General features: G+C 45.8%; 8 protein-coding genes. 2 read left to right on the top strand and 6 right to left on the bottom strand.

The window, feature by feature from the left end:
- Positions 1-2,338: hypothetical protein (locus C7460_RS23665; protein WP_221409470.1), on the bottom strand; the 2,338-nt coding region annotated here is incomplete at its 3' end.
- Positions 2,339-2,614: 276 nt separating this feature from the next.
- On the opposite strand from C7460_RS23665, the gene C7460_RS07070 reads away from it, so the two are divergent.
- Positions 2,615-5,623, top strand: coding sequence for a SusC/RagA family TonB-linked outer membrane protein (locus C7460_RS07070; protein WP_115867399.1), 3,009 nt, complete (start codon positions 2,615-2,617; stop codon positions 5,621-5,623).
- 2 nt (positions 5,624-5,625) lie between these two features.
- Positions 5,626-7,128, top strand: a complete 1,503-nt coding sequence (locus C7460_RS07065) for a RagB/SusD family nutrient uptake outer membrane protein (protein ID WP_115867398.1) — start codon at positions 5,626-5,628, stop codon at positions 7,126-7,128.
- A 353-nt stretch (positions 7,129-7,481) separates the two neighbouring features.
- Here the strand turns inward: C7460_RS07065 and C7460_RS07060 are convergent, their stop codons facing one another.
- The 5 genes from C7460_RS07060 to C7460_RS07040 form a co-directional block, all read right to left on the bottom strand.
- Positions 7,482-7,661, bottom strand: coding sequence for a PID-CTERM protein-sorting domain-containing protein (locus C7460_RS07060; RefSeq protein WP_115867397.1), 180 nt, complete (start codon positions 7,659-7,661; stop codon positions 7,482-7,484).
- A 63-nt stretch (positions 7,662-7,724) separates the two neighbouring features.
- The gene (locus C7460_RS07055; protein ID WP_115867396.1) at positions 7,725-10,973 is read right to left on the bottom strand and encodes a BspA family leucine-rich repeat surface protein; all 3,249 of its coding nucleotides are present in this window, start codon (positions 10,971-10,973) and stop codon (positions 7,725-7,727) included.
- A 127-nt stretch (positions 10,974-11,100) separates the two neighbouring features.
- Positions 11,101-11,796, bottom strand: coding sequence for a LytR/AlgR family response regulator transcription factor (locus C7460_RS07050; RefSeq protein WP_115867395.1), 696 nt, complete (start codon positions 11,794-11,796; stop codon positions 11,101-11,103).
- Positions 11,793-13,664 carry a tetratricopeptide repeat-containing sensor histidine kinase gene (locus tag C7460_RS07045; RefSeq protein WP_115867394.1) on the bottom strand — a complete coding sequence of 624 codons (1,872 nt, stop codon included), beginning with the start codon at positions 13,662-13,664 and terminating at the stop codon, positions 11,793-11,795. The genes C7460_RS07050 and C7460_RS07045 overlap by 4 nt, the downstream gene beginning before the upstream one ends.
- Before the next feature lie 450 nt (positions 13,665-14,114).
- The gene (locus C7460_RS07040; RefSeq protein ID WP_115867393.1) at positions 14,115-14,294 is read right to left on the bottom strand and encodes a PID-CTERM protein-sorting domain-containing protein; all 180 of its coding nucleotides are present in this window, start codon (positions 14,292-14,294) and stop codon (positions 14,115-14,117) included.
- Positions 14,295-14,445 lie beyond the last annotated feature (151 nt).

Here is a 14,445-nt window from a genome sequence, read left to right as displayed (position 1 = left end):
TACTCAGGCGAATCTCGATCAGGTCGGTATCGGGTATGCCCGCACTCGTCCACGTGATGTTGGTGCTTTCGCCTACCGTAAATGACTCCCCTCCATTAGGAGCGGATAGGGTCAAAGATGTACCACTCACAATACTAAAATTAGCATCACTCGCATCGGCAACATTCTGTGTGGTGTTGGCAATCTCAATGCGAGCAGTAGAAGTCACCTGATCCGGGACCGTCCAGCTATAAGTGCCGCCATACGTCCCGAAAGTGCCATCGGCCAATATGCTATACGTCGTGCCTCCATCGGTACTCAGGCGAATTTCGATCAGGTCGGTATCGGGTATGCCCGTGCTTGTCCACGTGATGTTGGTGCTTTCGCCCACTGTAAACGACTCCCCTCCATTTGGAGCGGATAGCGTCACAGCAACTACTGGCGCTACAATTTCAAATACATTGTCGCTGACATCTGAAGTGCCCTGAGTTACGTTTTGTACACGTATAACCAGCTGGTCATTGGCCGATTCCGGAGTGGTCCAGTTCACTTTATTGTCCACGATTTCGCTGTAGTTACCGGCAAAAATGGCCGGTGTTTCATAGGTGCTTCCAGCATCTAGCGAAAGCTCCACTCGAATACTATCTGTAGGCTCCCACACATCACCCAGCGACCAACCAATTTCTACTTCCTCGCCATAGCTGAATTGCTCACCTCCATTGGGATGATAAAGTGCAACACCAGGACATGTAGCACATACGGTAAAGGATTTGGTCGTGTCTGAAACGCTTCTGGTTTGGTTTAAAACTCTGAATTTGACATCCGTGCTTTCGATAGCAGGTACTGACCAATTGTAGGTCAGTTTAGTTCCATCAGCCGTAAACTGATAGATATACCCATTGTAAATATTGGTGAAATTCCCTCCATTTACCGAGTAATAAAGCTGGAAATAATCTGCCGTGCCTACATCACCATTGTCCCAGGTGACCGGATGGGTGGCACTCTGAGCCACATACTGTCCTGCGGCAGGTGATGTGATATTTACTTCGGGCTCATAGTACAACCGGAAGCCCTCCGACGTATCGGATACACTACGGGTCTGATTGAGTACTCGTATGCGTATGGAGCTCGATGAGTCGGCTCCCAAATCGGGTAACGTCCAGGTATAGCTGGAGGTATCACCACTGTTGGTCAACTGGTAGATGTACCCATTGTAAAAATTTTGAAAAGTAGCGCCATCATTCGAATAGTATAAACTGAAGTAATCTGCGGTGCCTATATCACCATTCACCCAGGCCACATCTAGCGTCTCTTTAAACTTACGCTCTACTGTATCTGTAGGGAAGACCATGGCCACCTCCGGCTCATAGTATACTCGGAAGCCCTCCGACGTATCGGATACACTGCGCGTCTGATTGAGTACTCGTATGCGTATGGAGCTTGATGAGTCGGCTCCCAAATCGGGTAACGTCCACGTAAAGGTGGAGGTGTCTCCGCTGTTGCTTAGCTGATAGATATATCCATTGTAGAAATTTTGAAAGCTCGCGCCATCGTTCGAGTAGTACAAACTGAAGTAATCTGCAGTGCCTATATCACCATTCACCCAGGTCACATCTAGCGTCTCTTTAAACTTACGCTCTACCGTATCTGTAGGGAAGACCATGGCCACCTCTGGCTCATAGTACAATCGAAACCCGGCCGAGGTATCGGATACACTGCGCGTCAGATTGAGTACTCGTATGCGTATGGAGCTCGATGAGTCAGCTCCCAAATCGGGTAAAGTCCAGGTGTAGCGGGAGGTATCACCATTGTTGGTCAACTGGTAGATGTACCCATTGTAAAAATTTTGAAAAGTAGCGCCATCGTTCGAGTAGTACAAACTGAAGTAATCTGCCGTGCCTATGTCGCCATTTACCCAGGTTACATCTAAAGTCTCTCTAAACTTACGCTGTACGGTATCTGTCGGAAACGCTATGGCCACCTCTGGCTCATAGTACAATCGAAACCCGGCCGAGGTATCGGCTACTCCCAGGGTTTGATTTAATACCCTCACCCGAATGGAACTGGATGAGTCCGTACCCAAATCTGGCAACGTCCAGGTATAGGTGGACGTGTCGCCGCTGTTGGACATCTGATAGATATAGCCATTGTAAAAGTTTTGAAAGGTGGCGCCATCGTTGGAGTAGTAAAGCTGAAAATAATCACTGGTCCCAGCGCCAGTATTCAGCCATTCGATATCGATGGTCTCTCCAAATTTGCGTTCCTCAGCCTCAGTAGGATGGAGGATTTCTACTGCCTGCTGCGCCAATGCATTGATCGCGCCCATCAGCAATGCCCCAAGTACCAATAGATTTTTCATGATCGCGGTGTAGTTAGTTTCCAAAAAATAAAATTAGCTGGGGGTGGTGCCGGATGACATACCGTGATCACGGTATATTGGTAGTGGCAAAATGGGATTTCGGGGGATTTTAGTAGAACGAGGCGTCCCACTTACCGATTATCACTAGGATAAAGCCATTACTTTTCTTAATATGAGCATTGATTCTGCTATTTTTATGGCCTGACTAACTAAAGCAAAGTGAAAAGCATGGTCTTCGAACTGTGCTGATCTTTTTCTGACAATAATTCTGACAATATGAAATTACCTATCACCAGCCTATGCCTACTGCTATGCCTTCATTTGGCGCATGCCCAGGAGGTAGTGCTCAAGGGAATAGTGACCCAATCTGGCTCAGGTGGGCCATTGGGAGGAGTGGTTGTGACGGCATCCGGTGGAGCTGGCACTGCCATCACCAATGACCTTGGCCAATATGAAATCAGCCTAACAGACGGCTATGAAAATGTCACCTTTTCACTAGAAGGCTATGTAAGCAAAACGGTATTTGTAGGAGGAAAAACACAACTAGACGTCTCGCTCAAGGCGAAAAACAGCAATGAAGATGTTTCTGTAGGGTTTGGCTCACAATCCAAATCCGAACTCACCAGCAGCGTCTCCACCATCACCACAGATGATGTAAGCCCATCACCACTCATCAACCTGGAGCAATCCAACCAGGGAAAAACTACCGGGATGTTTGTGCAAAACAGTAGTGGAAAACTAGGGCAGGGTACCAAAGTAAGAATCCGCGGAGGTTCTTCTTTATCTGCCTCCAACCAACCGCTTTACGTAGTGGATGGTGTACCGCTCACATCAGGTAATCAGTCTAATATCAACCCCACAAACATTGCCAAAATCGAGATCCTAAAAGATGCTTCGGCTGCTGCCATGTATGGATCACGTGCAGCCAATGGAGTCATCCTGATCACCACCAAATCTGGAGGAAACGGGGGCATCTCTATAGATGCGGACTACCAGTACACCATGGGGCAAACCCCTAAAAAGCTGGACCTTTATGGGCCAGATGAGTACAACCTCCAAACGATCGAATATACGCTTCGGTCTCTTTCTCAAGACCAATACATCACCCGTGAACGATTGGAACAATGGCAATCTTCCGGTAGCTCTACTATCAATTTACCCGATGGCTCCACGGTAACTATGCCTGCGTTTTATAGTGAGCTCAACAATGATACCGACTGGCAAGATGAGGTTTTCCGTAAGGCAAACTCACATAGAGCCAACCTGAGCCTTCAGGGAGGTACCGAAAAACTTGGATTCTTTTCTTCTCTGTCTTACACCACTCAGGAAGGTATCCTCGTTGGCAATAAATACAACCGGTTCAATGCTGCTACTTCCATAGACAGTAAAATTTCGGACCGTATTTCAGCCAACCTGAACCTGAACTATTTCTACTCCAAAGACTTTAGGCTACAGGAAGACCAGGATCTGGGAGCACCACTACAGGCTATCGTATTGCCCCCATCTGATACTTATGACGAAAACAATAATTTTCAACTAAAAGTCAGAAGCCTGGAATACAATCCTCTAACAGAAGTCAACTTTTCTGACAATCTGGGATATAACAACAGTCTGGTCGGGAGCCTGGGTCTAAAATTTGACCTAAGTGATGCCCTGACATTTGATGTAAATGGCGGACTGGACTACAACAACTTCCGTGACGAGCTACGTCAAGGACCGGAAACGCGAGATGGAGCACTGAGTGGCCGCTCTCAGCTAGGCACCTCCCAACTGACCAACTACATCTTTAATGGTTGGTTTACGTTCGCTCCCGAACCGGCTGGTGATAGCAAATTTTCCGCTGTACTGGGTGGATCTTATCAAGAGTCCAACACCACTTCCACATTTCGTGTATCCAACGTAAACAGCATCGATCAGCTGGAGCGCTTATCTCCGGATGATCCCATCCTCACCACCATTGACATTCCGGGCCAAGCCAGTGTCTTTGTGTCGAGCTTTGGCCGACTCAACTATAGCCTGAAAGACCGATACATCTTCCAGGTGAGTGGTCGTATGGATGGTTCATCAAAATTTGGTGAAGCCAATCGATACGGATTTTTCCCAGCAGCGTCTGGTGGATGGAATGTCAGCAACGAGCCTTTCTTACAAGATGCGGGCCCATTGAATTTTCTAAAAGTAAAAGCCTCTTATGGTCTGGTAGGAAACACCCCTCAAGACGACTTCCTCTACCGAACGAACTATTTCAGAATGCGCTATGGCCAGCAGGATGGTATCCGTCTTGCCAATCTGGCCAACACGAACTTAAAATGGGAAACCACAGCTCAGCTGGACCTGGGTCTGGATTTCGGATTTTTGGAAGACCGCATTTCCGGGTCGGTGAACTACTACAAGAAGACCACTACGGATCTACTTTTCCCTGTTCCGGTATCACAAACATCCGGTTTTGCTTCGGTGCTAAAAAATGTGGGCACCATGGAAAACACAGGCTACGAGTTTAACCTAAGTACGGTAAACGTAGAGTCGGGAACATTTAGCTGGAGCACCGATTTCAATATTTCGTTTAATGAAAACCTCGTTACCGATCTGAACGGTGCCAACCTGATCGTAGGAGTAAATGCCTTTTTGGAGGATCAGCCAGCAGGCGTCTTTTACATGAGAAAATACGCTGGCGTAAATACGGCTACTGGTGAGGCTCTCTACGAAACAGAAGGTGGAGGAACCACCACTGACTGGGAAAGTGCTCCTCGCATGGTTGTGGGCGATCCAAACCCGGACTATTTCGGCGGACTTACCAACAGCCTGAAGTTTGGCAATTTTGACCTGTCATTTATGTTCCAGTTTGTAGGTGGGGCAGATCTGTACTGGGAGACGGGAGAGTTTTTGGCCAACAATGGCATACTCAACCTCAACCAAACCGTAGATCAGGCTGACAGGTGGTACGCTGTAGGAGATGAGGCTCCATATCCGGCATTAAACCCATTTCAGGAAAACACCTTTCCATCTACCCGATGGCTACAAGATGGTAGCTACATCCGTCTGAAAACACTGACGTTCACGTACAACATCCCTGAGGCCGTGACCAGCAACTGGGGACTCAACTACATGAGTATCTATATAGGCGGCACCAACCTGCTGACCTTTACTGAGTATGAAGGCTACGATCCAGATGTCAGCTATTTCGATCCTTTGGATGGAATCGTGGGACAAAACATCAGTCGCGGAATCGACAACTTCACAGCTCCACAGCCTAAAATATTTATGACTGGAATCAAAATCGGCCTTTAATCATGCAGACATTTAGAAAAACGCTTTTAAAACTAATTGTGCCGGTGATGCTAATGACCGGTATAGTCCTCACCTCTTGTGAAAGCCTGCTCGATATCGATGCAGAAAACACCATCAGTGGTGAAGTGCTCAAGGATGACGCCTCCATAGAAGAAGCTCTGGTTGGGGCATACTACAACCTGATGGGTATCTATGATGGTGCCAATGGTGGAGAACTCCTCGGGGGAGACTTTAAGCTCATCCCCACACTACTCACGCGTAGAAACAACAATGAAATTTCGTGGGATGATGTAAATGCGCCCACTTATACCAACTTCATTGACAAGGACATATTGCGTACCAATATTCGTGTAGAAGCCAACTGGAGACGTGCCTATGAGGTGCTCAACACGGTGAATAATGTGCTGGCAAACATTGATAAGGTAAGTGATGCCAACCTGAAAAATCGACTGGAAGGAGAGGCACTGGCCATTAGGGGAATTTTATACTTTGAAATGGTAAGACTCTGGGGTCCTCAATACATGGATGCCAATCTGAGTACTCCAACGATCCCTTTGCTCACAGAGCCAATCACGGAAATAGCAGAAATCAAAACTCCAGAATTAGCAACGCTACAGGCTGTCTATACTCAGGTGGAAACTGACCTGAACCGTGCTTCTACACTGCTGCAGTCATTTGGGACCAATGGCACCAACATTTCCTACTATGCGGTGACGGCCTATCAGATGCGTGTTGCTTTGCAAAAGCTGGATTGGGAAGCTGCCGAAGACCATGCCAATACGATCATATCTTCTGGCGAGTTTGCACTGGCGGCTACTCCATTGCTGGCATTTAATAACAACTCCAACAGCACAGAAGACATCCTCGCGGTACAGCAGACTTTTGCCAATACCACAGGAGATCGCTCTACAGGCACTGGCCTGGTTAATCATTTTTCGTCGTTGACCGAGAGTGGTATTGGCACCATGAGGATTCTTGAGTTTTCGTTTTACTCCAGTTTTGTGGCTAATAGCCCACAGTTTTCCGACAATGACATCCGCAGCTTTGTGGATGAAGATGTGGACGAAACCACCCGAGCTCAGGACATCACTACCGCATTCTATACCAATGTCTTAAACACGAGCACTATATCTTCTTCTAAGTTTATGAGTGCGGATAAAGTGATTCCGGTAATCAGACTGGCAGAAATCCATCTATCTCGAGCTGAAGCTATTTTTGAGCAAACCGAAACGATAGAATCCACAGCGCTGGCAGATCTAAATGCCATTAGAACGCGTGCTGGTCTGAATGCACTGGAAGTATCGGATTTTAATGGGGATCCTTACGCTTTCTATGATAGCCTGGTGCTGGAGCGCAATCGTGAGTTTCTCTTTGAAGGCATCATATTTCATGACCTGAAAAGATGGAAAGCCTATGGACTCGACGTAAGAATCACGTCCAATGACCCACTGGATAATAAGTTTATCCTCCCGATACCTCAGGCAGAGCTGGACACCTGGGACTAAGACATCACATCAACCTAAACTAATAAAGCCTTTGAGCAAATTGCTCACAGGCTTTTTTCATGTTCCACTATTAAAAACGATGCTCCCCGGGTGATTTTGTGATGCTCCCGGGCGTATTGGAGTCTCCCCGGGTGAATATTGCTGCTCCCCGGCGCCCGGGACGGCCTCAAGGTCTCCCGGGAAAGGGTCTAAGCCTCCCGGGGCGGAATAATATTTGGCAGGGAAAGGTCAATTTCACGCAGGACGAAATATTATTGCGCAGGAAGGTATAAACCCGGTGCAGGAAGGCTCAAGTTTCGCGCAGGGACCACCAAAGGTGGCGCAGGAGACCTCAAAGTAGCGCAGGGCGCCACTCAGTGACTCCTTTGGTAGTCACGCAGCTTTTTGATGCCATAGGCACCACCTGCTGCCAGCAAAATGCTCAGTCCGCCATCTATGGGCGTAGCTGGAGGGCCACTGGGCTGAGCCAAAGCCGGTAACACAAAGAGTAATGCTGGTAGTACTAGTAGTGATTTATAGAGTAGATTTTTCATGATTGTAATGGTTTTGAACCAACCCCTAAATCCCCTCCGAGGAGGAGATTTAGGGGTGGAGTGTTACTTCAAAATGATTTTATGTGCTTGTGCTCCGTCGGTGAGGATATAGACCCCAGCCGGCAGGTTCGTCTCTATTTTGGAGGATGCGTTCAGCTCCTTGCTCATTAGTTGCTGACCATCCAGACTCATCAGCTTGAAGGTTCTTTCTTCTCCATTCGGTAGGTGGATATGGATGGTACGATTGCTGGCATATACCTGCACCTTGTCTTGATCGGTACCCAATACACGTGCATCGGTCAGTAGTTCAAATCGGTTGGTAAATCGACCAGCCGTGGAAGTAAACTCCAGACTCACAGGGGCTTCTACTATTTGCCCGGTATGCTTATCTCTAAGAAAAAGTGACTTTTCCGCTGCCTCAGACATGTCTACCTCTATGGTGTACAGACCAGCTTCTTCTATTGTATAACCTACTGGAATTACCTCTTTCTTATCAGTAATGGTCTGAATGGCCAAGTGCTCCTCATCTTTAATCGTGAAAACTGCATAAGGAACATCTGTATTAAATACCTTGGAATCATACCCTTTGGCCAACTCCGTATCACTCACGGATTGGTTCCAGGCGAGCAGGGCTTGTTTAAATAACCCTTCTTTGTGAGTCAAATTGATACGCACACGGGTGGTCTCCCTACTCGTGGTTCTAAAATAGTTGCCATCATCATTCTGGCCACTTACCCGCATATTTTCTTTAAACAGAATATTGCCTCTTTCACCATCTAGCTTTACAAAAAACCCTTGCATGGACCCAATATGACCATTCCAGCGCGAGACATCAGGGTCTCCATTGTGCGTGGCTCCAGATTTATTTGCCACGATATAATCACTACTGGATCTTCGTCCCAAATCTGATCCATTATCGTCCCAGATGTAAACATCACCCGTGAGATACCCATTGCCATCAATAAATTCATCAACATCTAGCGCCGCAGGGTATGGATTGCCTACCAGATGCCATCCGTCATTCACATAGCTGGCACTTCCCAGGATCACATTTCCATCATTGGGTCTTCCAGTAAATTCTATCAACTGCTGGTCGGCCTGGGTATATCCATGCCCCGGTTTCAGCTGATCATAAAAAGCATCAATCCACCGGTCTAATGACTGAGGGTCTGCACTGGCAGATTCGTCATATCTGTAGACATGATCGCCTAAGTTTTCACCAGTGGTAAGGCCAAATTCTACTGGAGTACTTATAAAACTATATCTGCCATCTGCATAGCGCGTATTGCGTTTGAACGTGATATTACTTGCTATGGTATTTCCATCAAAAGTGAGCAATGAAGCCCCCGATTCCACGGTCATAGTACCATAGTTTGTCAGATTACCATTTACGATGAGTGTGCCGTTTACGGTAAGTGTATTGCCAGAAGTAATCGTCAAATTATCGCATTCAAAACCGACTGATTCGGAATAGTCCCCGTTGATCTCCACATCATCTCCAGCAGATGGACCCGTGGTATTGTCCCACACTGTCCCGTCCCAAACTACAGGGGGGCAAAGTAAACCTCCATCAGAAATGGTCCAGCTATGATCATCTATGAGCGTTTGGCGTGCATCGCCTGCCTCACAATAGTTAATACCCAAAGCACCCAACGATATGGAGCTGGGTACAGTGGCATTGGCTGCCCATCCCGTAAGGGTCGCATCATAATTAGCGGCAGAAAGAGCCGTACTATTTAGCATACCGTTCATGTTGGTAATCGTGCTGATATCCCACGAACCAAGATCCCCATCGAATGAAGAAGCTCCTGAGAATATCTCCTGCAATCGGGTAACGTTTGATAAATCTGGTGCATCTGTCGCTGTATAAGTCAGGTTAGTACAGTTTTGGAAACTTCCCCAAAACTCTTCCCATACGATATCCCCCCATTGGCTTATCTCTACCAACTTGGCCCGGTCCTGAAGTCTTATAGTAAAGTAAGGGTAGTCTCCCGTGATCTTTACGATATACTCACCTTCGGCTGCATAGGTGTGAATGGGTGCGAATGTTCCGGTATAAGTATTTCCATCACCATAATCAACTGTATAGCCCTCAGAAGTCAAACCAGGTCTTAACTGTAACTCATTCCATGTAGAACTACCGTCATTGGTAATCTGGTACTTCATCGTAAAGGCTGCTGGCTCTTCCACTACAAGTGTCTGAGTGGCAATATTTGATTCGAAATAGGAGGAGGTTTCCTCAGTCTGTGCTGAAATAGTAGTAGTACCCGGACCCTGGATAACCACTTTATAAGTGTACTGAGGTGACTCTACGATAGTAGCCACATCTGTATCAGAACTGGTAACAGTGGTCGGGGGCAATCCAGACGTATTATCAAAATCAAGCACTATATCGCTCACCTCTCCGTAAGTGATTGGGTCAAATGCGTCAAAGCTCAACACCTGAGGACACTTACTGGTAGCTCCTGATATCGTCCAATTATGATTATTCTCCAGATCATCCATACCGGTGGTCTCGCAGAAGTGCAAACCCTCCAAACCCAGTGACACATTGTTTTGGATCGTGGTAAGTTCTGACCATGCCAGAAGCATCGCATCTACATCTTCCTGAGAAACTGCCGTATAGCTTAGCATCCCTCCCATGCTGGTTACATTACCCACATCCCATCCACTGAGATCTCCTGAAAATGGGTCTTCGTAGTAGCTTAGAGACCTAAACATGTTGGTCATGTTGGTTACGCTGCTCACATTCCAGTTAGACACGTCCCCATTGAAATTGGGACAATAAGCAAATGTGGAGCTCATGTTGGTGATAGAGCTGACATCCCAATGATTTAGGTCAACACTATTGATGCCTGATTCCTGAAACATGCCTTGCATACTGCTCACACCTGTGAGGTCAGGTGCATCCGTTGCGGTAACAGTTAGGTTTGTATATCCCCGAAATGCATTGGCCATAGTGGTCCATTCTATATCTCCCCACTGGTCTATGGAGCGAAGCTTATCGTCGGTGCCTGCTGGTAGGCCGCTGATCGTGGACACCATGCCGGAGAAGTCTCCACTGATCTCCACTACGTATGAAACCCCGTTGGTAAGGCCTGTCAGTGCAGTAGACCTTCGCTCATTTGTAAGAGTCTGTGATGCTCCGGGGTTAGATTCCTGGTAATACGTCACGTTGTAATACCCGGTACCTACGTCATCAATGTCTATAGTGCCATCATCTGTAATCCAGGTGGTAATGAATGGGTCCTGAGCGAAGGACATCACCTGGATGGTGCACAAAGCAAGTGTTAATAGTAAAAATTTCTTCATTTCTTCACGGAATTGATTGTGTGTTCAATCGTGAAGATGAACGATCAGCACAGGGTTTCATACCCACTACTAGCGAAGGGATTGAAAAACCGAGTAAAGGGAAAGAAGAAATTAGGGAATCGAAATCTTACAATAATGACAAGCTCTCCATAAATTCTTTTCGGTAAGATTTTCCGATCTGAATCTTGTTGGAGGCTATAAATACGTATCCTTCAGAAATAGCGTCTATTTTGTCAAAATTGATAAGGAAGGAACGATGTATCCTTCTAAAACCAAAAGGGGTCAACTTATCCTCTATGCTTTTAAGTGTATGGCTGATCAGAAATTTGCCCTTGTCCGTATAAATATTGGCATAGTTGTCATCAGCTTCCACATAATGAATATCTGAGGGCTTTACCGAAACGATCTCCTGACCATCTTTTACAAAGAATTTTTCTGGAAGATCGGGAGTCTTTGGTTTTCTCTGGTGTCTGGCCAGGGCTACTTCCAGATTGACAATAAGGTCCCGCTCGTTGAAAGGTTTCACTACATAGCCAGCTGGATTGGTCTGTTTGGCTCGATCTAGTGTAGTTTTATCAAAATATGAAGTAAGAAAAATAAATGGGATATTGAGTTGTGCGGCCAGTTCAATTCCGTCTATATCACCTTCGATGTTGACATCTAGTAGGGCTATGTCTATGCGATCCTTACTGGTAATCTCCAGGGCACCCTCAGCATCATCCACCACAGCCACCACTTGATATCCGTTATTTACTAGCGTATCTTCTATATCATCAGCTATGAGTGGCTCGTCTTCCACTACCAATACACGTGCTTTGTTCATTTGACTAATTTAAACCTGGACATGATCAAATTTACCGTTGTGCCTTGATCACTATGCACTTTTATTTCTGCTTTAAGTTTTCTGGAGAGTGATCTGATCATTTTCCACCCAAAAGAGTTGGAATCGGACAGTTTTTTCTCATCCATCCCTATGCCATTGTCCGCCACACTAGCGATTAGCTTGTCGCCTTCATTGCTAACTTCTATTCGCAGCATGCCATCAGTCTTTTCATCAAATGCATACTTGATGGAATTGGTCACCAACTCGTTGATAATTAACCCCAAAGGAATCACTGTATCTATATCCAGTTTCAATCCATTGGTAGCTACGTGATAATCTGTATTGGTCGTATCCACACCAAATGCCGAAAAGAGCTCCGAACACAAATTGTCAAAATAATCCTGAATATCTACACCTCTCACATCATCCGCTGAGTATAAGCGCTGGTGAATCAGGGCCATGGATTTTACTCGATGTTGGCCTTGCTTGACGGCATCAATAGCCGCCTCATCTTCAAGAGATCCTGCCTGGAGTTTAAGCAGGCTGGATATAACCTGTAGGTTATTCTTCACCCGGTGGTGTATCTCTTTTAAAAGTGTTTCGCGCTCAGCAAGTGCATCTGAAATCTGAAGGTTTTTCTGTGTCAGTACCTCCGATGTTTTCTTCTTAGTACTGTACTGAAAGTATAGAAATCCCGCTATCACAATCAGCAAACCAAAACCTGATAAAAAGATGTTGCGCTGATTGTTGGCTCTTGCCAGAGATAATGCCGCGTCTTTACGCTCCAGCTCCAGTTCTGCGATGCGCTGCTTGTTTGTAGCCGTTTCATATTTAATGTTGAGTTCTTGAGCCAGGTCGGCTTGTCGCTGGCGGTGCAAACTATCCTTTAGATAATCGTACTTTTCCATTAAGTATTCTGCTCTTCTATAGTTGCCATCGAGTTTTTCAAATTCTACTTCGATCCCCAAAAGTTTGATATAAACATTGAGGCTACCTACTTTTTGAGCGCAGTAATATCCACTATCCAGACATACTCTCGAGCGCTCATACTCGCCTCGTAGAAAATGATACTGCGTCAGGTTCTGATAGATGACCCCTTTCGAGGACAAGTTACCAAGTTGATGATTGTACTGCAGCGCTTTTCTGCTGTATTCAATGACTTTTTCATGATTGCCAATTTGATCGTAGATGATGGCTGCATTCAGGTGAATCCGTGACATGATCAAATAATCATTTTGTATATCAGGGAGGTCCAACAAGCTATCATAGAGCATTAAAGCCGAATCTGGTTGGTTCATTCTACCATGCCATGTCGCTAAGCTGATCATCAAATGATGCTTGCGACCACTGGGTTGTTGCAATGCCCGATCATACATTTTACGAGCTACACGTAGGTCATTAGAGCGCTGAAATAGAAACCCCATATAGGAAAGGGTCTGCACTATTTCATCGTGCATTTCATGCTCCTCAAAATACACCAATACCTCAGTAAAATGCTCCTGTGCAGCACTCATGCGCCCTTTTGCTAACAGTGTTTTGCCAATATCAAGTCTGCTTTTGGCCACCATATCGCTATCACTTTGTAGTGTGGCAAGGTCCAGGCTTTTCTCAAAATAGAGCAAAGCAGAATCGAAACGTGATTGGATATGATAACATATCCCGATAAGTCTATAGGCTTCAGGCATCTGAGAGTCTAACAATCCTCCCTGATGAATACTTTGACTTAAGTGAAAAAGTACCGTATCAGGGTTTCTATTGATATGCTCCTTTGCAAAATTCAGCGTGTTTTGCCCAGAATTTTGAGCATGAGTAAAAAAGGAAATAAGAAATGCGAAGGTATAGCAAGCATTTCTGACGTTGATCGGCATACTTTAATACAGTAAAAAATTAAAGCACAAAAGATATAACGAATTCAAGATTAGAAATAACAATTCCTAAAAAACCGTCAAATTGGACTCTGAAAATCTTTGGATAGTAGTTTGCCGGATCGGTTGTGGGCAGCTGTGACCTTTTTACCTGAAATCTTCTACAGAAACCTCAATTGCCGAATGATGGATCACTTAAAAAAATGGCTGGCTTTTGAGCCCACACCAAGATGTACTAATTACGCACGCACCTAAGGCAAGCTTAGCGACACGAGGGTAGCTGCTTGGGCTTCTTCACTCTTTGTGCTTATACCTGAAAGGCATAAAATAAACCGACCCTACCCAATAATCGGATAAAGCCGGTTATAAATACCCAAATACAATTGACTAACGGTCAAGAAGGTTTCGAAAACTATCTCATTTTACCTCCATCACCAGTCAAGCGACTAATTTTCATGGATTCTTTCTATGATCATGCAGCTTTTTGATGCCATAGGCACCACCTGCTGCCAGCAAAATACTCAGTCCGCCATCTATGGGCGTGGCTGGAGGGCCACTGGGCTGAGCCATGGCCGGTAACACAAAGAGTAATGCCGGTAGTACTAGTAGGGATTTATAGAGTAAATTTTTCATGATTGTAAAGGTTTTGAACCCACTCCTAAATCCCCTCGGAGGAGGGGATTTAGGGGTGGAGTGTTACTTCAAAATGATTTTATGTGCTTGTGCTCCGTCGGTGAGGATATAGACCCCAGCCGGCAGGTTCGTCTCTATTTTGGAGGATGCG

The sequence above is a fragment of the Marinoscillum furvescens DSM 4134 genome, assembly GCF_003386095.1.
Classification (GTDB): Bacteria; Bacteroidota; Bacteroidia; order Cytophagales; family Cyclobacteriaceae; genus Marinoscillum; species Marinoscillum furvescens.
This window is presented reverse-complemented; position numbering and strand designations above follow the sequence as displayed.